The organism is Demequina oxidasica (genome assembly GCF_000975115.1).
Lineage (GTDB): Bacteria > Actinomycetota > Actinomycetes > Actinomycetales > Demequinaceae > Demequina > Demequina oxidasica.
Genome location: NZ_BBRE01000004.1, coordinates 40,562 through 61,497 on the forward strand (window position 1 = coordinate 40,562; position 20,936 = coordinate 61,497).

At 67.0% G+C, this 20,936-nt stretch carries 20 protein-coding genes and 1 tRNA gene; 16 read left to right on the forward strand and 5 right to left on the reverse strand.

The genetic code is table 11. From position 1 onward, the window contains the following. Positions 1 to 51: 51 nt before the first annotated feature. A complete protein-coding gene (locus AOP77_RS10860; RefSeq protein ID WP_062213571.1) occupies positions 52 to 456 on the reverse strand; it encodes a heavy metal-responsive transcriptional regulator in 405 nt (134 codons plus the stop codon). 57 nt (positions 457 to 513) lie between these two features. On the opposite strand from AOP77_RS10860, the gene AOP77_RS10865 reads away from it, so the two are divergent. The 8 genes from AOP77_RS10865 to AOP77_RS10895 all read left to right on the forward strand — a co-directional run bounded on the left by AOP77_RS10865 (position 514) and on the right by AOP77_RS10895 (position 10,299). Continuing rightward, a complete protein-coding gene (locus tag AOP77_RS10865) occupies positions 514 to 813 on the forward strand; it encodes a thioredoxin domain-containing protein (RefSeq protein ID WP_062213574.1) in 300 nt (99 codons plus the stop codon). Positions 814 to 859: 46 nt separating this feature from the next. Continuing rightward, a complete protein-coding gene (locus AOP77_RS10870) occupies positions 860 to 2,212 on the forward strand; it encodes a dihydrolipoyl dehydrogenase family protein (RefSeq protein WP_062213576.1) in 1,353 nt (450 codons plus the stop codon). 295 nt (positions 2,213 to 2,507) lie between these two features. Next, positions 2,508 to 3,197, forward strand: a complete 690-nt coding sequence (gene imuA' / locus AOP77_RS10875) for a DnaE2-dependent mutagenesis accessory factor ImuA' (protein WP_062213578.1) — start codon at positions 2,508 to 2,510, stop codon at positions 3,195 to 3,197. Beyond that, on the forward strand, positions 3,194 to 4,900 hold the full coding sequence (locus AOP77_RS10880; RefSeq protein ID WP_062213580.1) for a DNA polymerase Y family protein: 1,707 nt from the start codon (positions 3,194 to 3,196) through the stop codon (positions 4,898 to 4,900). Before imuA' ends, AOP77_RS10880 begins: the two co-directional genes overlap by 4 nt. A 36-nt stretch (positions 4,901 to 4,936) precedes the next feature. Beyond that, positions 4,937 to 8,440 carry an error-prone DNA polymerase gene (locus tag AOP77_RS10885; RefSeq protein WP_062213582.1) on the forward strand — a complete coding sequence of 1,168 codons (3,504 nt, stop codon included), beginning with the start codon at positions 4,937 to 4,939 and terminating at the stop codon, positions 8,438 to 8,440. Between the two features lie 91 nt (positions 8,441 to 8,531). After that, positions 8,532 to 8,618: transfer RNA gene (locus AOP77_RS10890), tRNA-Leu, on the forward strand. Positions 8,619 to 8,768: 150 nt separating this feature from the next. Continuing rightward, on the forward strand, positions 8,769 to 8,912 hold the full coding sequence (locus tag AOP77_RS12430; RefSeq protein ID WP_169746478.1) for a GPGG-motif small membrane protein: 144 nt from the start codon (positions 8,769 to 8,771) through the stop codon (positions 8,910 to 8,912). 85 nt (positions 8,913 to 8,997) lie between these two features. Then, positions 8,998 to 10,299, forward strand: a complete 1,302-nt coding sequence (locus tag AOP77_RS10895) for a M20/M25/M40 family metallo-hydrolase (RefSeq protein WP_062213584.1) — start codon at positions 8,998 to 9,000, stop codon at positions 10,297 to 10,299. Positions 10,300 to 10,360: 61 nt separating this feature from the next. On the opposite strand, the gene AOP77_RS10900 is transcribed toward AOP77_RS10895, so the two are convergent. Continuing rightward, complete coding sequence (locus AOP77_RS10900) at positions 10,361 to 10,621, reverse strand: DUF5703 family protein (protein ID WP_369345411.1); 261 nt, start codon at positions 10,619 to 10,621, stop codon at positions 10,361 to 10,363. A gap of 39 nt (positions 10,622 to 10,660) precedes the next feature. On the opposite strand from AOP77_RS10900, the gene AOP77_RS10905 reads away from it, so the two are divergent. Continuing rightward, complete coding sequence (locus AOP77_RS10905) at positions 10,661 to 11,011, forward strand: hypothetical protein (RefSeq protein WP_062213585.1); 351 nt, start codon at positions 10,661 to 10,663, stop codon at positions 11,009 to 11,011. A 67-nt stretch (positions 11,012 to 11,078) separates the two neighbouring features. On the opposite strand, the gene AOP77_RS10910 is transcribed toward AOP77_RS10905, so the two are convergent. After that, on the reverse strand, positions 11,079 to 12,041 hold the full coding sequence (locus AOP77_RS10910; protein ID WP_062213587.1) for an aldo/keto reductase: 963 nt from the start codon (positions 12,039 to 12,041) through the stop codon (positions 11,079 to 11,081). Between the two features lie 65 nt (positions 12,042 to 12,106). Between AOP77_RS10910 and AOP77_RS10915 the strand changes: the two genes are divergently transcribed. Further along, the gene (locus tag AOP77_RS10915) at positions 12,107 to 12,967 is read left to right on the forward strand and encodes an undecaprenyl-diphosphate phosphatase (RefSeq protein WP_062213589.1); all 861 of its coding nucleotides are present in this window, start codon (positions 12,107 to 12,109) and stop codon (positions 12,965 to 12,967) included. A gap of 11 nt (positions 12,968 to 12,978) precedes the next feature. Here the strand turns inward: AOP77_RS10915 and AOP77_RS10920 are convergent, their stop codons facing one another. After that, on the reverse strand, positions 12,979 to 13,842 hold the full coding sequence (locus AOP77_RS10920) for a PAC2 family protein (protein ID WP_062213591.1): 864 nt from the start codon (positions 13,840 to 13,842) through the stop codon (positions 12,979 to 12,981). A gap of 25 nt (positions 13,843 to 13,867) precedes the next feature. Between AOP77_RS10920 and AOP77_RS10925 the strand changes: the two genes are divergently transcribed. Then, positions 13,868 to 14,560 (forward strand): HAD family hydrolase, encoded by a 693-nt coding sequence (locus tag AOP77_RS10925; RefSeq protein WP_062213594.1) that lies wholly within the window; start codon positions 13,868 to 13,870, stop codon positions 14,558 to 14,560. A gap of 2 nt (positions 14,561 to 14,562) precedes the next feature. Here AOP77_RS10925 and AOP77_RS10930 read toward each other — a convergent pair whose 3' ends face one another. Continuing rightward, positions 14,563 to 15,489 carry a RecB family exonuclease gene (locus tag AOP77_RS10930; RefSeq protein ID WP_084622621.1) on the reverse strand — a complete coding sequence of 309 codons (927 nt, stop codon included), beginning with the start codon at positions 15,487 to 15,489 and terminating at the stop codon, positions 14,563 to 14,565. 120 nt (positions 15,490 to 15,609) lie between these two features. On the opposite strand from AOP77_RS10930, the gene AOP77_RS10935 reads away from it, so the two are divergent. The 5 genes from AOP77_RS10935 to AOP77_RS10955 are packed head-to-tail and all read left to right on the forward strand — an operon-like array spanning position 15,610 to position 20,934. Then, positions 15,610 to 16,719, forward strand: coding sequence for a site-2 protease family protein (locus AOP77_RS10935; RefSeq protein WP_062213596.1), 1,110 nt, complete (start codon positions 15,610 to 15,612; stop codon positions 16,717 to 16,719). 19 nt (positions 16,720 to 16,738) lie between these two features. After that, a complete protein-coding gene (locus tag AOP77_RS10940) occupies positions 16,739 to 17,773 on the forward strand; it encodes a tRNA (adenine-N1)-methyltransferase (protein WP_062213598.1) in 1,035 nt (344 codons plus the stop codon). Next, positions 17,773 to 19,182 carry a proteasome ATPase gene (gene arc, locus AOP77_RS10945; protein ID WP_062213600.1) on the forward strand — a complete coding sequence of 470 codons (1,410 nt, stop codon included), beginning with the start codon at positions 17,773 to 17,775 and terminating at the stop codon, positions 19,180 to 19,182. Before AOP77_RS10940 ends, arc begins: the two co-directional genes overlap by 1 nt. A 3-nt stretch (positions 19,183 to 19,185) precedes the next feature. Beyond that, positions 19,186 to 20,745, forward strand: a complete 1,560-nt coding sequence (gene dop / locus AOP77_RS10950) for a depupylase/deamidase Dop (RefSeq protein ID WP_152649866.1) — start codon at positions 19,186 to 19,188, stop codon at positions 20,743 to 20,745. 9 nt (positions 20,746 to 20,754) lie between these two features. Further along, complete coding sequence (locus tag AOP77_RS10955) at positions 20,755 to 20,934, forward strand: ubiquitin-like protein Pup (protein WP_062213602.1); 180 nt, start codon at positions 20,755 to 20,757, stop codon at positions 20,932 to 20,934. Positions 20,935 to 20,936: the final 2 nt, after the last annotated feature.

Below are 20,936 nucleotides of genomic sequence, written 5' to 3' on the forward strand. Positions count from 1 at the left end.
CGATACCCTCGAGGAAGCGAACCGTGTCGGATTACTGGGGTCGCAGAGAATCTAGGTCGTCGGCCGCGGGATGACGTGGCAGGTGTCGGTGTCGGTGCAGTCGACGGGATCAAGTTGATCGCTTCGACTGATGAGGCCCTCCAGCTCCTCTCCCATGATCGCGAGTTCGTTTTGTCGCCTGCGGACGTCGCGGAGCTTGGCCGAGAGCAGGTCCCGCACGTGGGTGCAGGGCGTCACGCCGTCGCCACGCAGGTCAAGGATGGAGGCGATCTCGACGAGGGTGAAGCCGACGCCCTGACCCGCTCGGATGAATTGGAGTCGGGTGATAACTGAGGGGTCGTAGGTGCGGTAGCCGCTCGGATCGCGTCGAGGCTCCGGGAGCAGGCCCCTGCGTTCGTAGTAGCGGATCGTCTGGGGCTCAACGCTCACGGCGGCGGCAACTTCTCCAATGCGCATGATCTCGACACTACGCGCTTGACCTTATACCCGGGTTCAAGGTTTAGCGTGACTCGTATGGACGTCACCCTGCTCTACTTTGAAGGATGCCCCAACTGGAAGGTTGCGGACGAGAGGTTGCGCCTCGTCGCGGCCGATCGTCCCGGCATCGTCGTCAAACACCAGATGGTCGACACCCCCGAGGAAGCGAGCCGTGTCGGATTCTTCGGTTCGCCGAGCATTCAGGTCAACGGTGTCGACGCGTTCGCGGAGCCAGGTGCACGGGTCGGCATGACGTGCCGCCTGTATTCGACCCCAGATGGATACCGGGGCGCTCCGACGTTTGACCAACTCCGCGCGGCACTCGCCGATGCGTGACCTTGGCGTGACCGCGGCGCCGGCTTCAACTAAAGGAGAGTCAAATATGAACGGCAAATACGATCTGATCGTCATCGGCGCGGGCATGGCAGGCATCGCCGCCGCGAACAAGTGCGCAAGCCAGGGATGGAAGGTCGCAATCGCGGACCCTCTCCCGTATGGCGGGACATGCGCGCTGCGGGGGTGCGACCCTAAGAAGATCCTGCGGCGTGGCGCCGAGATCGTCGACGCCGCTCGTCTCATGCGGGGTAAGGGCATCGAGGACGACGGTCTGTCGATCAACTGGTCCGACCTCATGACGCACAAGCATGGTTTTACCGATCCTCTCCCGCAGCGCATGGAAGATGGCCTGATGGGCAACGGCGTCGAAACTCTCCACGGGCACGCACGCTTCACCGGCGCCCGCCAGATCGAAATCGACGGAACCAGTTATGAAGCCGAGCGCTTCCTCGTCGCGACTGGGGCGCGGCCGAGGACGCTGGAATTTCCCGGCCACGAGCACCTCATCGACAGCACCGAGTTCCTGAATCTTGACGCCCTCCCCGAGCGGGTCCTGTTCATCGGTGGCGGCTTCATCTCGTTCGAGTTCGCTCACATCGTCGCCCGCACGGGGAGTTCCGCGGTGATCGTCGACCGCGGCTCACGCCCGTTGAAGAGCTTCGACCCGGACCTTGTGGAACTCCTCGTCGATCGCGGTCGGGAGGTCGGCGTCGACCTGCGACGCGAGACGCACGTCGTGGCCGTCGAGCGGGCGGATCGGGGCTTCCGAGTCACCGTCGAACGCGACGGGGCCTCCGAAACAATCGAGGCTGACCTCGTGGTGCACGGCGCGGGACGCGTGGCTGACCTCGCAGGGCTAGATCTAGATTCCGCCGGGGTCCAGTGGGGCGAACGAGGGGTAAGTGTGGGCGGTCACCTGCAAAGCACCACCAACCCGGCCGTTTGGGCCGCGGGAGATTCGGCGGACACCGCCGGGATGCCGCTGACTCCAGTCGCCGTGTCCGAGGCAAAGGTCGCCGCGTCCAACATGATCAAGGGCACCACTTCCACCCCGGACTACGTCGGCATTCCCTCTGCGGTCTTCACCATCCCGGAACTCACCCGCGTTGGCATGCTCGAAGCCGAAGCTCGCGAGCAGGGGATCGATTTGGAGGTTCGCTACTCCGACACGAGCGGCTGGTATTCGAACTATCGGATCGGCGAAGGCACCGCTGCCGCCAAAATTCTGGTCGACAGGTCGAGCGACCGCGTGGTGGGAGCGCACCTGATTGGACCCGAGTATGGCGAACTGATCAATACCTTCGGGATGGCCATCAAGCTCGGCCTGACCACCCGTCAACTCAAATCCGCGACGGCGGCTTACCCCACCGTCGGATCCGACCTCGGCTCCATGCTCTAGATCCGAGACGTCCGCGCCGGCGCGAAAACGCGTCCCCTATTCGGACAACCTCAGGTTCGGGCCTCGTTTTGGGGCGAGCAGCGGACGATGCGGCCCACGGGCTGGACCGTTGCGGAGCCTTCGCCTTTGCGTGACTTATACCTTGCCGACGGCGCGCCCATTTCGCGGCGACGGGGGCTGCCCTTTCTCGTTTGACAGTGCGCCGATGTCGGCGTTCAATGCGATAATCGAACAAGTGTTCGAATGGTGTCGTCGTTGAGATGGCGCCGTCGCAGGTGAAGCGAGGTGAGGCGTGATGAGTGGGGACAGCACCGAGACGCGCCTTGCCCGAGCGCGAGCCGCACTGGGGGCCGTCCACCAGAAGGTGGGCGTGGAACGGGTGCCCGACGAGGCGCCCGCGTTGCCGCTGGCCGAGGCGCTCGGGGCGCTCCTTCCCCAGGGGTTGCGGCGCGGCCAGGTGGTGAGCGTCGAGGGTGCGACTTCGCTGATGCTCGCGCTGGGCGCGGCCGCATCGGCTGCCGGGTCGTGGACCGCGATCGTGGGCCTGCCCAGGGTGGGCGTGGTGGCGGCCGCGCGGCGGGGGATCGAGCTGTCGCGCCTCGCGCTCATGCCGCACCCGGGGGTTCAGGCCGCGCAGGTGGTGGGCGCGTGCGTGGACGGCATGGACGTGGTGATGCTCGGGCCCCGACTGGCGCTGTCGCACGCGGACCGGCGCCGGCTCGCCTCGCGGGCACGGGAGCGCGGCAGCGTGCTGATTGTTGCGGGGCAGTGGGATGGAGCGAACGTTTCCCTGAAAGTCGAGAGCAGCCGATGGCGCGGGCTCGGCTCAGGCGACGGGCGGTTGCGTGAGCGTGAGATGACGGTGGTGGTGTCGGGTCGTTCGCAGGGGTCGCGGCGGCGCGTGAACGTCACCCTCGACGTCGACCCCGGTGTGGCGTGGGCCCGTCCCGGTGCACGCACCGTCATTGATGAGGAGGTCGCGTGAGTACCCGGGCGGATGTTCCGCGCGGAGTAGGTCAGGCCACCGTCTCCACGGTGCGTCGTGCTGTCCTGTGGGTCCCGGACTGGCCCGTAGCCGCGGCGATGACCGCGGCGGGGCTGGGCTCCGAGGTGCCGGCCGCGGTCCTGCACGGGCGTGGCATGGTCGCGGTCTCGGCCGCGGCGCGTGCGGCAGGGGTGAAGCGGGGGATGCGCAAGCGGCTCGCGCAACGCGCCTGCCCCGAGCTGGAGATCCTGCCGTACGACGAGGGCCGGGACTCGCGCGAATTCGAGGCGGTCGCCGCGGCCGCCGAACGCGTGGTGGCGGGGGTGGAGGTCTCCCGGCCCGGCCTACTGATGATTCCTGCCGATGGTGCCGCGCGCTTTCACGGCTCGGAGGAGGCGCTGGCCGAGGCGCTCGTGAGTTCCATTGCTGACTACGCCGGGTACGAGTGCTCGGTGGGCGCCGCGGACGGGTTGCTCGCCGCGATCGTCGCTGCCCGGAACTCGGCGCTGGTGCCGGTTGGTGGATCCGCCGACTACCTCGCCTCGCTGCCGATCGACACCTTGGTGCTGGCGGCCATGGAGCGGCAACACCGGGAAGCAGTAGAGGACCTGGCCGGCGTGCTGAGCAGGCTGGGTCTGTATTCGCTGCACGACTTCACGGCGCTGCCCAGCGCGGACGTGCTGGCGCGGTTCGGCCCGGCGGGGATGTGGGCCTACCGGATTGGCCGCGGCGAGGACGTGCGGCCACCGGTGCTGCGCCGCAGCGAGGACGACATCGCGGTGGAATACGTGTTCGAGGAGCCGGCCCAGCGGGTCGAGCAGCTCGCCCTGGTTGCCGCGCACGTGGCTGGTCAGCTGGATGCGGCGCTGCTGGAGGCCGGGGTGCGGTGCGGGCGGGTGTGCATTGCGGCCCGCACCGAGCGTGGCGACTCGCTGGAGCGGGTGTGGCGCACCGATGTGGGCAGCCGGTCCGGCGCGTTCGCCAAGCACATGGCGGACCGCGTGCGCTGGCAACTCGAGGGCTGGCTGTCCGGTACCTCGCAGGGACCCGAGCCCGCGCCCCTGGTCTCCCTGACGGTCACGGCCCAGGACGTCATCACCTTAGGTAGTGAGCAGGCTTACTTGTGGGGTGGAGTCTCCGGCGCCGATGCTCGTGCTCACCGCACGCTCGAGAGGATCCAGGGTCTGATCGGGGCAGACGGCGTGCTGTCCGTGCGCGAGCAGGGTGGACGCGACCCGCGGGACCGGGTCCTCGCGCTGCCGTGGGGACAGGAGTCCACGCCCAGCCGGCGCATCGAACACCCGTGGCCGGGCCGCATCCCCGACCCCGCGCCTGCGACGGTGCTGGTGAGCTCGCAGCCGCTGGCGCTGCTGGACGCCGGCGGTCAGCCGGTCACGGTCAACCGCCGCCTGGGCATGAGCGCGCCACCCACGTGGGTACGCCTGCCCGTCGACCCTCGTGACGAGAGGATGGCCGCCGCTCGCAGACACCCGTCATCGGGACACGTGGGCGACGTGGGCGAACCCTCGTGGGGGCTGCCCCAGCCCATCGAGTCGTGGGCCGGGCCTTGGCCTGTCGTGGAGCGCTGGTGGGCGCCGGATTCGACGCGCGGCGCTTACGTGCAGATCGCGGTGCGAGAAGGGCCGGCGGTGCTCGCTTCCTTCTCCGGCGGTGCCTGGGCGCTGGAGGCGGTCTATGACTAATTCGGCGGGGGCCTTTACTGGAAACGCGGTGCGCCCATGACTGACATCACCGATTACGCGGAGCTGCATGCACACAGCGCGTTCAGCTTCCTCGACGGTGCGAGCCAGCCCGAGGAGATGGTCGCGGAGGCAGGCAGGCTGGGACTTAGCGCACTGGCCATCACGGACCACGACGGCCTCTACGGCGCCGTGCGCTTCGCGAATGCCGCCCGAGCCATCGGCATGCCCACCGTGTTCGGGGCCGAACTGCACCTGCCAGTGGCCGACGTGCGCGGGGGAGCGCCGGTCCTTGAGGCGCCTACCGGCAAGCCGGATCCCCGCTCGAGTCACCTGGTGGTGCTCGCACGCGGGCCGGCGGGCTACGCGCGGCTCAGCCACGCCATCGGCATGGCGCACTTGGCCACCGCCGAGAAGGGCCTGGCCAGGTACACCCTCGAGTCGCTCGCGGAGACCGGCGACGGCGAGTTCCTGGTCCTGACCGGCTGCCGCAAGGGCAACGTGCGGCGCGCGCTGTCTGGGATGGGGGTGCCCGGCGCCCAGGGCGCACTGGGCGGGGGAGTCTCCGCGCAGGGATTCGCCGCCGCACGTCGCGAGGTGGACACGCTGGCGGGACTCTTTGGGCGTGACAACGTGGCCGTGGAGATCACGGACAACGGCGACCCGCTGGACTCCGAGCGCAACGATGCCCTGAGCGACCTGGCCTTTGACGCCAACCTGCCGCTGGTCGCGACCACCAACGCGCACTACGCGAACCCGCGTGGCGCAGAGTTGGCGACGGCGCTGTCGGCGGTCCGGGCGCGGTCCTCGCTCGACGACATGGACGGCTGGCTGCCTTCGTCCTCCGGACTGCACCTGCGTAGCGGTGCGGAGATGCTGTACCGGCACAGGCGCTCACCCCAGGCGGTGACAACGGCTGCGAAGCTGGCCGCCGAGTGCGCGTTCGACCTCAAACTGGTGGCTCCCAAGCTGCCGCCGTACCCGGTGCCGGACGGCCACACGGAGGCCTCGTGGCTGCGCGAGTTGGTGCTGCGAGGCGCGCACGCGCGCTACGGGCCGCGCGGCGACGAGAGGGTGCCGGGGGCCTGGAAGCAGCTTGAGCACGAGCTCAACGTGATCGAGGCGCTAGACTTCCCCGGCTACTTCCTCATAGTCCACGACATCGTCAGCTTCTGCCGCGAGTCGGACATCCTGTGCCAGGGGCGTGGGTCGGCCGCCAACAGTGCGGTCTGCTTCGCGCTAGGGGTCACCGCGGTGGACGCTGTGACCCACGGGCTGCTGTTCGAGCGGTTCCTCGCGCCCGAGCGTGATGGGCCGCCGGACATCGACGTGGACATCGAGTCGGACCGCCGCGAGGAGGTCATCCAGTACGTGTTCCGGCGCTTTGGGCGCATCAACGCCGCGATGGTCGCCAACGTGATCCAGTACCGGCCGCGTTCCGCGGTACGCGATGCCGCCAAGGCGCTCGGCTACGACGTTGGCCAGCAGGACGCGTGGTCCAAGAGCATCGACCGATGGGGCGACCTGCGCGTCTCGCCCGAGAAGCAGGAGCAGCAGGCCGTAGTCACCCGCGACTCGGTCTGGCCCGAGCCGGCCGCCGAGCCGCGCGCGCGTTCGCGTCCCGAGGCGGCTGAGGCTCGAAGCGCGGCCTGGCCGGATCTGAACATGGACGACCAGTCGCCCAACAAGAACCCACCGCAGGACCTCGACCACATTCCCGACCCAGTGCTGGATCTTGCGCAGCAGTTCATGCGCTTGCCCCGGCACCTGGGCATCCACCCGGGAGGCATGGTGCTGTGCGACCGGCCGGTGATCGACGTCTGCCCCGTGGAGTGGGCGCGCATGCCCGGGCGCACCGTGTTGCAGTGGGACAAGGACGACTGCGCCGACGCGGGTCTGGTGAAGTTCGACCTGCTGGGCCTGGGCATGCTGTCCGCACTGAGGTACGCCTTTGAATTCATCCGCGAGCACACCGGGCAGGAGCTGGGTCTGCACTCGTTGCCGCAGGAGGACCCCGAGGTGTACGACCTGCTATGCGCCGCGGACACGGTAGGGGTGTTCCAGGTGGAGTCGCGCGCGCAGATGGCGACCCTGCCGCGCCTGCGTCCGCGCCGCTTCTACGACATCGTGATCGAAGTCGCGTTGATTCGCCCCGGTCCCATCCAGGGTGGCTCGGTGCACCCTTACATCAACCGTGCGCGCGGCCGCGAGGAGGTCACCTACCTGCATCCGCTGCTCAAGCCCGCGCTCGAGAAGACCCTGGGCATCCCGCTATTCCAGGAGCAGCTGATGCAGATGGCCATGGATGCGGCCGGGTTCGACGGCTCGCTCGCGGACCAGCTGCGCCGCGCCATGGGCTCCAAGCGCAGCCCCGAGCGCATGGAGGCGCTGCGGGCCAAGTTCATGGTGGGCGCGAATGGACGCGGGATCTCGGCGGACGTCGCGGTGCAGATCTTCGACAAGCTCAAGGCGTTCAGCGACTTTGGGTTCCCCGAGTCGCACTCGTACTCCTTCGCGTACCTGGTCTACGCCTCCAGCTGGCTCAAGGTGCACCAACCGGCTGCGTTCTACGCAGGGCTGCTCGCGGCGCAGCCGATGGGGTTTTATTCGCCGCAGTCGCTCGCGGCAGATGCCCGCCGCCACGGGCAGACGGTGTTGCGACCCTGCGTAAGCCGTTCCCACGTGCTGGCGAGGGTGGAGCGGCTGGCGACCCCAGCATCGGCGCCGAGCGAACGCCGCGAGGACCTCGCGGCACTCGCCCATGTGGAGCCCACCCTGGCCGTGCGCATGGGGCTGACCTCGGTGCGGGGTCTTGGCACCGAGGCCGCACAAGCGATCGTCGACGCACGGGTACAGGGGCCGTTCGAGTCGCTCACGGACATGGCGCGGCGGGTACGAGTGCCTCCCAAGGGCGTGAAGGGCGACGCGGGCATCGCCCCCGGCATGGGCCTGTCGACAGCACGAGGTTTATCAACAGCGCAGTGGGAGGCGCTGGCGACCGGGGGTGCGCTGGAGACGCTCGGAGTGAGCCGCAGGGAGGGGCTGTGGGCGGCCGGAGCGCTGGCCCGCGAGGGGCCGGACACCCTGCCGGACGTGACAACAGGAGTGGCGGCACCGATGCTGCCCGGAATGAGTGAGGTGGAGGAAGCAGTGGCTGACGTATGGGCATCGGGTGTGTCGACGGAGAGTTATCCGACCGTCTTTGTGAGAGAGGGGCTGGAGCGCAACGGGGTGCTGACCGTGGATGAGGTCCTGCACCACGACGCGGAGCGCCGCATCTCGGTGGCCGGGGTGGTGACGCACCGACAGCGACCGGGAACCGCGAAGGGGGTGACGTTCATCTCGCTCGAGGATGAGACGGGATTCCTCAACGTGATCTGCTCTGTGGGGGTATGGAAGAGATTCCAGGCCGTCGCGAGACGTTCGCCCGCGCTCGTGATCCGCGGCCGCATCGAGCGGGCAGACGGTGCCACCAACCTGGTCGCGGAGCACCTGGCGCCGCTGAGCCTCAAGGTGCCGGCCAAGAGTCGTGACTTTAGGTGATTCCGTACCCCGAGTGGTTTCTTGGACGCCCTTTTGCCGTGCTACGATTACCGTCGCATTGAGGCACTGGAAACAGAATCTCGATCCACCTGTCCGGGTGGCGGAATTGGCAGACGCGCTAGCTTGAGGTGCTAGTGCCCGCAAGGGCGTGGGGGTTCAAGTCCCCCCTCGGACACCAGCAGGGCCGGAGCGAAAGCTCCGGCCCTTTTTGTTTGCCCCAATCCCGGTTGAATGTCTCGTTCCGGTAACGGTCCGGGAATAGCCAGGGGGGATACGAGGTTGACCAGTACGACAGAGCAGTATCCGAACGAAATAAAGGGGGCTCACAATGCTCTACGCACTACTTTGGATCTTGGCCGTGGTTCTGGTTGTTCTCGGAATCATGCGACTCATTAAGAAGGACATCCTGTGGGGCATCGTCCTCATCGTTGTCGGACTGCTAGTAGGACCTGGTGGCGTCAGTATTTTCTGACCTCAGCACCAGTACTTCTCGCAAAGGACCCGAGCCATATTGGCTCGGGTCCTTTGCCTTTCCACGGCGGCGATAACCTGGTTCCATGACTGCCTCGCGCGACGTCGTTCGCATCTGCCAAGACCTGATCCGCATCGACACCTCGAATTACGGTGACGAGGACGGGCCAGGAGAGCGAGAGGCCGCTGACTACGTCGCCGCATTCCTGAGGGACCTGGGACTCGACCCCGTCATCCGTGAGGCCGAGCCCGGCCGTGCCTCGCTGACGTGCCTCTGGGAGGGCGCGGACCGCGCGCGCCCGGCGCTGGTGGTTCACGGCCACCTAGACGTGGTGCCCGCGTTCGCCGACGATTGGTCGGTCGATCCGTTCGGTGCCGAGATTAAGGACGGCATGGTCTGGGGTCGCGGAGCCGTGGACATGAAGAACATGGACGCGATGATTCTTGCCTCCGTCGCGAACATGATCGACGCCGGCATTAAGCCCGCACGCGACATCGTGATCGCGTTCTTCGCAGACGAGGAACACGGGGGAGCCCGTGGCGCAAAGTGGATGGTGGAGAACCACCCGGACGACTTCCGCGGTGCCAGCGAGGCCATCAGCGAGGTGGGGGGCTTCTCCACGTACGTGAACGGCCGTCGTGCCTACCTGGTCCAGACCGCAGAGAAGGGCATTCAGTGGCTGCGCCTCGTCGCGGACGGCCAGCAGGGACACGGCAGCCTGATCCACTCCGACAACGCGGTGACGCACCTCGCGGGAGCCCTGGCACGCATTGGGCAACACGAGTGGCCGCTCGAGATGTCTCCCACCGTGGAGCAACTCCTACGTGGGATCGCCGACCTCACGGACGTTGAGTTTGAGCCTACCGAGGAGTGCGTCGCCAAGCTGATCGACGGCCTTGGCGCGAACGCGCGCATGATCGCCGCGACCGTCCGCAACACCTCGAACCCCACCATGATGGACGCCGGCTATAAGACCAACGTGATTCCTGACACCGCCACGGGCTTTGTCGACTCGCGCTACCTACCAGGCCACCAGGAGAGCGTCCTGCGCACCATCGAGGAACTCGCCGGCACACACGTCAAGGTGGAGAACTACATCACCGAGCGCTCACTCGAGGTGCCGTTCGATGTACCGCTCGTCGACAAGATGATCGCGGCTCTCGGTGTCGAGGACCCGGACGCGCCCGTGTTGCCGTACGCCCTCATGGGCGGCACCGACAACAAGCACCTCGCGGCCATCGGCATCGCCGGCTACGGGTTCGCGCCATTGCAGTTACCCGAGGACCTCGACTTCCCGTCGCTCTTCCATGGCATCGACGAGCGCATCCCGGTGGAGAGTCTGCACTTTGGCGAGCGCGTGCTGACCACGTTCCTTAAGGACTGCTAGCGCGACCTACAGCTACCTCCGTATCCAGCCAGCCACGGCATCGGCCGTGAGGGCGTGGGTACTAGTAGGCGTCGGTGCGCTGAAGCCTGATCACCCTGCGACGTAGCCACACGCGGCGGGCGCCGCCGGTGTAGAGCACTGATCGGGCGAGCTCCCACTGGCCGTATTCGGCCTGTTCGGTAAGGATGCCGCGTGCCTCGGAGTAGGAGACATCCCGAGCGATGTCGACCACTCGCCACTCAAAATGGCGGTTGGGCGAATCGCGCGTGCGGCGCGGCGACACCACGTGGGCGTCCGTGCGAGTTGAAGGTTCTTTCATCATCCCTCCCATTTAATCGGTTCCGCGGGTACCGTCATAACCATGAGCACACAAGCGCGCGAGGCTCTGCGACTTCTGGTCGCAGCGATGGAGACACACCTGGACGCAGTCGCGACTCGTCGCAGTCCGGTCGATGCCGCGGCCGACGATGCGTACGATGCCGTGGCCGAGGCCTTCGAGGTATATGAGGAGGCGCTCGACGTCGAGTTCGCGGAGTCGCTGCCGCTGGTGCTTGAGGATGACGACCAGTACGACGACGATGAGGACGACGACGAAGGCGATGAGGACGACGATGCTGACGCCACCGGCGACGATGGCGAAGAGATCGATCCCCACGCCGAGGAAGACGAAGACGACCTGGACGATGACCTCGACGAGTTCGACCTGAGGTAGAGCGCGGCACGGGGGAGGGTGTGCACTTCAACCACCTTCCCCTCCTGCTGGCCCTTGCGGCTCGCGCCTAGCGTCGTTCTGGGTATCCCAACTGTGGAGCCGTGACTTCGTCTAGCACGTCGACAATCGCAGCGGGGACGCGGTTGCGCGTCGCGTTGAGCGATAGCTCCAGTTGCTCCGCAGTGCGAGCGCCCACGACTGCGGAGGCGATGTGTGGCTGCGCGAGCACCCACCCGAGCGCGAGCTCCTGGGCGGTCGCGCCGAGTCCCTCAGCGGCAGTGGTGAGCGCGTCGACAACCGCCGTGGAGTGGTCGTTCAGGTACGGGTCAACGAATCCTGCGAGGTGCTCGGATGCGGCGCGGGAGTCGGCAGGGATTGACGAGCGGTACTTGCCGGTCAGGACTCCGCGGCCCAAGGGAGACCAGGCCATGACGCCCATGCCGACCTCCACTGCTGCTGGCACCACTTCGCGCTCGATTCCGCGTTGGAGAAGCGAGTACTCGACCTGCGTTGCGGCGATCGACGGACGACCCGTCGCCAGAGTACCGATGCGGGCAGTGGCCCAGCCCGGGAAGTTGGAGACCCCGACGTAGCGCGCTCGGCCGGAATTTACCGCGATCTCGAGGGCGTGAAGCGTTTCCTCGAGGGGCGTGCGGGAGTCATACGCGTGCACGAGCCAGAGGTCGACGTGATCGGTGCCCATGCGTACGAGCGAATCGTCCAGGGTGTCCAGCATCGTGTCGCGAGACGCGTCCACGAAACCGCCCGATGCGGTGCGACGGATGCCGGCTTTGGTGCAGATCTGGAGATCTCGGCGCGCCACGGTGCCGCCCAACATCGCGCCGATGAGGGCTTCGGAGCCGCCCTCCGCGTAAGAGGCGGCGGTATCGACAAGCGTGCCTCCAGCATCGAGGAACGCGTCCAACTGGCCGCCCGCCTCGTCTGCGTTCGTGTCGCGGCTCCAGGTCATGGTGCCGAGCGCGAGCTCCGACACCTCAAGGCCGCTGGTTCCGACTCGATTGCGCTGCATGTGTGCGAACTTACCGCGCGCGTGGCGACGGTCGTAGGCGGCGCGCGGGTATTACTGTTGCGATTATGAATTGGTGGGAATCGATCGTCCTCGGAATCGTCCAGGGCCTGACGGAGTTCTTGCCGATCTCCTCCAGCGCCCACATCCGGGCCATCGGTCCGCTGTTGCCCAGTGGCGGCGACCCAGGTGCGGCCTTTACCGCCATCATTCAGATTGGTACTGAGGCCGCGGTGCTGCTGTTTTTCCGCAAGGACATCGTGCGGATCATCAGCGCGTGGATTAACGCGTTGCGCGGCAGGGACGGCTCTGACCGGCGCGCGCGCCTGGGTGCACACAACCCGGATGCGCGCTTGGGGTGGTGGGTCATCATCGGCTCGTTCCCCATCGTGGTACTTGGCCTGCTGTTCCAGACTCAAATCGAGACCACTCTGCGCAACCTCTATCTCACTGCGATCACGCTCGCACTGTTTGGCCTGGTACTCGGCTGGGCAGACAAGGTTGGAGCCAAGAAACGAGAATTGTCCGAGCTCACGGGCAAAGACGCGGTCCTGCTTGGGCTGGCGCAGGCGGCAGCCCTCATACCCGGAGTCTCGCGCTCGGGCGGCACCATCTCGATGGGTCTGTTCCTGGGGCTCACCCGCGAGGCGGCCGCACGGTATTCATTCCTGTTGGCAATCCCCGCGGTCCTCGGTTCGGGGCTCTATCAGGCGGCCAGTAACTACCAGGAGATCACCGCGACCGGCGGAGTGGGCTGGGCTAACACCATCTTGGCTGCCGTCGTCGCATTCGTTGTGGGATACATCGTGATCGTGTGGTTCCTTAAGTTGATCACGAACCACTCGTTTATGCCGTTCGTGGTCTACCGGTTGGGCTTTGCCGCGGTCATCGTGGCGCTGCTCGCCACGGGCACGATCGCCGCGACCTAGCCGGTTCGGAACTACTTGTTGGGTCCGCCATCGCGTCGGCGGAGGAACTGCTCGAACTCGGCGGCGATGGCGTCTCCAGAGGCCTCGGGAAGGCTAGTCTCGTCCATCAATTCCTCGAGTTGCTTGACGTGCTCAGCCACCTCCTCGTCCTCCTCGGCGAGTTCGTCCGCGCCGCGCTGCCAGGCCTCGGCCTCGTACGGCAAGTCCGCGAGGTCGATCGGCTCGCCAATGAAACGCTCCAACTGACCCAGCAACGCCATGGTGCCCTTGGGGCTGGGCGGGTGACCCACGTAGTGGGGAATGCCGACCCACATCGACAGCACTCGGATCCCGCGCAGGCTCGCCTCGTGTCCCAGCACGCCAAGAATGCCAGTGGGGCCGTCGTAGTCAGACCGCTCCAGGTCAAAGCGCTGGCGCGCCTCGGCGTCCTCGCTGGTAACGAACGTGGGAAGCGGGCGTGTGTGTGGAGCGTCGACCAGCAGCGCGCCGCACGTGATTAACGTCGTTACGCCTAGATCCGCCGCGTGGTCCAGGATCTCACCCGCAAAGCCGCGCCACCGCATGGATGGCTCGATGCCGCGCACGAGTGCGAGTTTGCGGTCCGAGTCCCAAGGGCCCGACGTAGTAGAGACGATGGTGCCGGGCCACGACACCACTCGGTCTCCTGACGGCAGCCGCGAGATGGTCGGTCGATTCACCTGGAAGTCGTGATATTTCTCGGAGTCGAGGGTCGCGTACTCGCCTGCGTTCCACCCCTGTACGAGGTGGTCAAGCGCGGCAGAGGCCGCCGACCCAGCATCATTCCAGCCCTCGAAGGCGGCGATCATGATCGACTCGTTGCGACCAAGCGTCAATGGGTCATTCTCGCTACTCATGCGCCCAGCCTAGACTTAAGCGCCTATGAACTCTTCACCCGTGCGCCCTGCCGCCGTCCTCTGGGATCTCGATGGCACCCTTATTGACTCCGAGCCCTACTGGATCGCTGCAGAAAAAGAACTCGCGTCGCGATTCGGAGTTGAGTGGACTGACCAGGATGGATTGCAGCTGGTCGGCAACCCGCTGACGGTCTCCGCGCGGGTTCTACAGGAACACGGCGTCGACATGAGCGTCAAGGACATCATCGAGTACCTGTTGCGCCGCGTCACCGATGACGTGCGCGCGCACACCCCTTGGCAGCAGGACGCTCGTGAGTTGCTCGACCTGGTGGTGAGCGCAGGCATTCCGTGCGCTCTGGTCACCATGTCTTATTCGTCGTTGGCTAAGGCGGCGATCACGCGGATTCCCGATGCTTTTGCGGCCGTGGTGACCGGCGACGAGGTCACGCACGGAAAACCTCACCCCGAGTCGTTCCTCCTGGCGGCGGAGCGCCTCGGTGTCCCGATCTCCGACTGCGTGGCTATCGAGGACTCGCCGTCGGGTGTCGCGGCGGCCCACGCCTCGGGAGCGCACACGATCGCTGTGAGGCGTCTTACGCCCTTGACAGACGCGCGCCCCGGCCTCAGCCGCGTGCGAAGCCTTCACGGCATCGGCCTAGACGAATTGGCCGAGATTGCGGGTGGCCGCATGATCGACCAACTCGGTTCGGACAACTAGCGTCAGCCTGTTGCGTCGACCTTGACGCCGAGCGAGCGTTCCACCGCCGCGGCATCCAGCGGGGGAGGCGTGCCGCCGAATTCGGGGCACAGCGACTGGAAGTTGCACCAACCGCACAGTTTGGACTTCTTGGGCCTGAACTGACCCGCGCGTGCGGCAGCCGAGATGTCGTTCCACAGTTCACGAATCTCAAACTCAACCTTCTCCAGGTCACCGGCGTCCGGGCGCAGCTCAATGGTGCCGCCGTCACGCAGGAATAGCAGTTGCAGCAGCGCGGGGCGGCGTCCCCGGAGCCGCTCCACGAGCAGCGCGTAGAACCGCATTTGGAAGTGCTCCTTGGTCGAGTACTGCGGCAGCGGCTTCTTGCCTGTCTTGTAGTCGATGAGCCGGATGGCGCCATCAGGCGCGACATCCACTCGGTCGATGAAGCCGCGCAACAGCGGGCCGTCCTCGAGCTGAAACTCGACGAACTCCTCGCGTGCCGCTGGCTCGAGTCGTTGCGGGTTCTCGAGCCTGAAATATGTAGCGAGCCGTTCGTTGCCGGTCGCGAACCAGGTCCTGAGCGCGGCATCGTCAGCGTGCAGCTCTGCCAGGTCGGCCTGCTTGGCGAGCATCTCCTGCCACTTGGGCTCCACCATCGCCGATGCCGCCTCCAGGGTGCGTTCACCCGCGGGAAGGTCGTAGAGGTCCTCGAGCACGGCGTGCACCAGCGTTCCTAGCGTGGCCGCCGGCGAGGGCGGTTCAGGCACCTTGTCGACCAGGCGCAGGCGGAACATCAGCGGGCACTGACGAAAGTCGCCGGCGCGCGAGGGCGACAGTGCCGGCTTGCGCGGGCCTCTGCCACGCGCGGACTTGGCGGGGGCGGTCACGGCCACGATCGCATCGGCTTCATGGTGCTCGGTGCCGGTCGGTTTTGTGGTGTCACTCATGCCACCACAGTAGGACGGCGAGGTGACATCCGGGCTGAGGCCGCCCGGAGAACTCGGGCCAGGGTCGCCGAAGATCGAGCGGGAGACTGAATAGGCCCCGCGACCATCTACGGTGGACACATGGCAGATCAGAATCAGGGCACCCGCGGTATCTCCTTTGGTCGGGTGCTCGGCGCGCGTGTCGTGGTCCAGCCCTCGACCCTCGTGATGCTCGTGATCCTCGCGTTCCTGCTGAGTTCGTCCGACGACGGCATCACCCGGCGCGGCTTCACGATTGGCCTGATTCTGGCCGCCGCGCTCATCGTCTCCGTGTTCCTCCACGAGGTCGCCCACGCAATCGCCGCCCGCGCGTTCAATCGCGATGTTCACGAGATTGTCCTCACGCTGTGGGGTGGCCACACCTCGTTCGACTCGCGCAATCTCACCCCCCTCGTCAATGGCGTGGTCTCACTCGCGGGTCCCTTCGCCAATCTCTTGATCGCCGGCGTGGTCGCTCTCGAGTTGCAGGTCACCACGCCGGGCGGACTCCTGGGCGCTGCGCTGTGGTGGGTGGTGTGGGCCAACCTGCTGCTCGCCGCTTTCAACGCGCTTCCCGGAATTCCGATGGACGGCGGCCGCGTTTTGGAGGCAATCGTCTGGGGCGCCACCAAAAACCGTAACCGCGGCACCATGGTCGCCGCCTGGGCCGGCCGCGTCGTCGCGATCGGCGTCCTCGTGTTCGCGATTGGCGTGCCCTTCCTGCGCGGCTACACGCCCAGCATCTTCAGCATGCTGTGGGGTGTCCTGATCTTTGGCTTGCTCTGGCCTGCGGCATCGAACGCCCTTAAGGCGGCCAAGACCATGTCCCGGGTGGACAGCATCGGCGCCCGGTCGCTCATGGTGACGGCCGTCCCCATCCCGTTCGCCGCCACCGTCCACGAAGCCGCGGAGCTCGCCGCCCGCGCCGGAGCCCTCGAAGTGGTCGTTCTCGCGGCGGACCGCGCGCCGGCGGGGCACTTCCCGGTGTCACTCATCGATGCCGTGCCGGAGTCCGAGCGCGCACACACGCACTTGCAGTCCGTCACCATGCCCATGCCGCGCGGGGCGGAGATGAGCCCGGACCTCCAGGGTCGCGAGTTCGTCAACTTCTTGCAGCAGTGGTGGGGCAAGACCGAGGTGTGGGCCGTCGTCGAACACGGCCACGTCATCGGCGTCGTGCGAGCCCAGGACGTGCAGGGAGCCCTGCAGTAACGCGCCCTAGACTGGGCGCATGACTTCACCGACCTCAGCGCCCACCGGCGCCGACCAGCGCCGCGGACCCCTCCGCGTAGGCGACCGCGTCCAATTGACCGATGCCAAGGGACGCCACCACACCATCACCCTCATCGCGGGTAAGACTTTTCATACGCACCGCGGCCAGTTCACGCACGACGATCTGATCGGTCAGCCCGAAGGCACCGTGATCCGCAACACCGCCGGGGTGGACTACCTGGTGCTGCGCCCGCTGCTCAGCGACCTGGTGCTATCCATGCCGCGCGGAGCCGCCGTGATCTACCCCAAGGACGCCGGCCAGATCATTCAGATGGCTGACATCTACCCGGGGGCGCGCGTAGTCGAGGCCGGCGTGGGCTCCGGCGCGCTCACCATGTCGCTCCTGCGTGCAGTGGGCGACGGCGGAGAGCTGATCTCGATCGAGCGTCGCGAGGACTTCGCGGACATCGCCCGGGCCAACGTCGAATCCCACTTTGGTGGTCCGCACCCCGCGTGGCGCTTGGAGATCGGCGACTTCGCTGACCAGGTGGCATTGGTCGCCGAGCCCGGCACCGTGGACCGCGTCATCCTCGACATGCTCGCACCGTGGGAAAACATCGAGGCCGCGGCTGATGCGCTGGCTCCCGGCGGCGTGTTCCTCGCCTACGTCGCGACGGCCACTCAGATGTCTCGCCTCGCGGAGGACCTGCGCGACCACGGCGGCTTCACCGAGCCGCACGCGTGGGAGAACCTGCTGCGCACCTGGCACCTCGAGGGCTTGTCCGTACGCCCCGATCACCGCATGATTGGCCACACCGGCTTCCTGATGACCGCCCGCCGCATGGCTCCCGGCGTGGACGCCCCGCTGCGTCACCGCCGCCCCGCCAAGGGCGCCTACCCGACCGCGGATGCCGAATGGACGCCCGAGGATCTGGGCGAGCGCCCTGTGAGTGAGAAGAAGATCCGCAAGGTGCGCCGCGGCGCGCTCGACGCGACGCCCACGACAGACGCGACGACCGATGCTGAGACGACTATGGCAGGAGAGGACAGCTGATGGTGGCAGAGGGCCAGGACAAGCTCGCGACCGCCGAGCGTCAGAACCGTGAACTGCAGCGCCTGCTGACCTTGGCGCGCGACCAGCTGGGCGAGATGAAGGTCAAGCTCGCCGAGGCATCGGCGCCGCCGCAGACGTTCGCCACCTTCGTGAAGTGGGCGGGTGAGCACGCGGACATCGTCTCGAGTGGCCGCCGCATGCGCGTCACCGTGCTGCCGTCACTGGGCAAGAACCTGGAGCCAGGGGACGAGGTGCTGCTCAACGCCATGATGGTGGTGGTCGGTACCGCGGAGCCCGAGCGCGCCGGCCAGGCGGCGATTGTCCGCGAGGTGATCGATGCGGACCGCGTGTTGGTGGTCTCGCGTGGCGAGGACGAGCGCATTGTCATCATGATCGGCGGCGACGCCCGCTCGCGCGTGTCCGAGGGTGACACCGTCATCATCGACCCGCGCACCGGCTTTGCCTCGGAGAAGGTGGACCGCAGCGGTGTCGAGGCGCTCATGCTCGAAGAGGTGCCTGACGTGGACTACCGCGCGATCGGTGGCCTGGGCGCGCAGATCGAGCGCATCCGCGACGCGATCGAATTGCCTATCCGTCATCCCGAGCTGTACATCGAACATGACTTGCGCCCGCCGCGTGGGCTGCTGCTGTACGGCCCTCCGGGCTGCGGCAAGACGTTGATCGCCAAGGCCGTCGCACACTCGTTGGGTGAGGCCGTGGGCGCGGACCGTTCCTACTTCCTTTCCGTCAAGGGCCCGGAGCTCCTCAACAAGTACGTGGGCGAGACCGAGCGGTACATTCGCACCATCTTTGAGCGCGCCCGTTCCAAGGCGTCCTCCGGCGCTCCCGTGGTGGTGTTCTTTGACGAGATGGATGCACTGTTCCGTTCGCGTGGCTCCGGCGTGAGCTCCGACATGGAAACCACCATCGTCCCTCAGCTCCTCACCGAGCTGGACGGAGTCGAGGGGCTCAGCAACGTGATTGTGATCGGAGCCTCCAACCGTGAGGACATGATCGATCCGGCCATCCTGCGCCCCGGCCGCCTAGACGTAAAGATAGAGGTCTCGCGACCCGGCCCTGCGTCCGCGGCCGACATCTTCAGCAAGTACCTGACCGCATCGGTGCCGATGGCCCCCAGCGAACTCGCCCAGCACGGCGACGATGCTGTGGCGACGGCGCGCGCGCTCAACGCCGTGGCGGTCGACACGCTGTTCGCCCACCCGGACACCCCCGAGTACGTCTCGGGTGCGCTGATCCGCAACGTCGTGGACCGCGCAAAGACGGGGGCCATCAAGTCGCTGATCTCCGGCGGCGAGCGCGGCATCACCGCGGCTCACTTACGCCAGGCGTGCGACCAGGAACTGGTCGAGGCGCGTGCCGTAGCAGCTGGCTCGCTGGCGGGGGAGTAGCCCGTGGAGGTGGAGGACGCAGCAGGTGGACTCGGTGCCGCACGCGTGATGGGGATCGAGACCGAATACGGCATCACCAACCCGGACCGCTCCGGCGCCAACCCCATTCTGATGTCCTCACGACTGGTGCAGGCCTGCCGTGCGTGGGCAGGGCAGTCCACCACCCGGTGGGACTACGGCGGCGAGGATCCACTGCAGGATCAGCGCGGTATGCGGAGATCGCGGGCGTCCGCGACCTCGGACATGCTGACCGACGCCACGGAGTATGACGAGGCGGTGCAGGCCGTCACGCTGCGCAGGCGCCGCGGCTCGTGGGAGGACCCCGCGCACCTCAACGCGGTTCTCGCCAACGGCGCGCGCTTCTACGTGGATCATGCGCATCCCGAGTACTCGGGCCCCGAGGTGAGCAACGCGCGCGACGCCGTGTTGTGGGACCGCGCCGGCGACGCGATCGCGCTCGCGGCCACGGTCGAGTACGAGCGTGAGGAGGATGAGCGGGTCGCGCTGTACAAGAACAACGTGGACGGCAAAGGAGCGAGCTACGGCACGCACGAGAATTTCCTGATCCGCCGCGACACTGACTTTGACGACGTCATCAACCACCTCACCCCGCACCTGGTCACCCGCCAGATATTCGCTGGCGCCGGCCGCGTCGGGATCGGACAGCGTGGCGAAGTTGCCGGCTTCCAGATGTCCCAGCGCGCCGACTACATGGAAGCGGAGGTGGGCCTCGAGACCACGTTGCGCCGGCCCATCATCAACACCCGTGACGAGCCGCACGCGGAGCGCAGCAAGTGGCGCCGCCTGCACGTGATCATCGGCGACGCCAACTGCATGGATGTGCCCATCCTGCTCAAGACCGGCACTACGGCGCTGGTGTTAGCCGCCATCGAGGCGGCAGACACGCGCCTGGGTGCCTGCGAACTGCGCGAGCCGGTGGGCGACGTCCAGCGAGTGTCGCGAGACCTGACGCTGCGTGCCCCACTGGAGCTAGCATCGGGCGAAACGGCCACGGCGCTGCAGATTCAGCGCGCCCTGTTGGAAATCTGCCGCACCTACGTCGCGAGCGCCACTGACGCGTATGTGATTACTCGGTGGGAAAGCGTGCTCGACCTGCTGGACCGCGACATCTTTTCCGCCGCTCGCGAGGTGGAGTGGGTCGCCAAACTGCAACTGCTGGGCCGCATGCGCTCAAAGTACGCTCCCGTCGACGAACTGGGAGGGGTGCAGGAAGTGCCATGGGACGATGCGCGCCTCGCGGCAGCGGACGTGCAGTGGAGCCAGCTCGGCACGGGACTCGCTGCACGCCTCGAGCGTGCCGGATCCTTCGAGCGGGTGGTGTCCGACGAGGACGTCGCCGCGGCAATGCGCACTGCGCCCCGCGACACCCGGGCACGCCTGCGTGGAGACATGGTGGCCGCCCGACCGGACCTTCTCGACGCGGCCGGATGGTCCTCCGTGGTCCTCGACCGCGAGACCGAGCACGGCGACCTCGAGGTGGTCCACCTGGACGACCCGCTCGCCACCACGCACGCCCTTCTCGACTCCCTGATCGGGGGATAGACTCGGAACATGCCTCAGACTCACTCATCCAGCCAGTCCCACGAGGACGACGTTCCCGACGCACCCGCAGCGCCTACCCAGGTCGCCAGCACCGATGCGCTCGACGACCTGCTCGACGAGATCGATGGCTCGCTGCAGGTTAATGCGGAGCAGTTCGTACGTTCCTTTGTGCAAAAGGGCGGCGAGTAGGC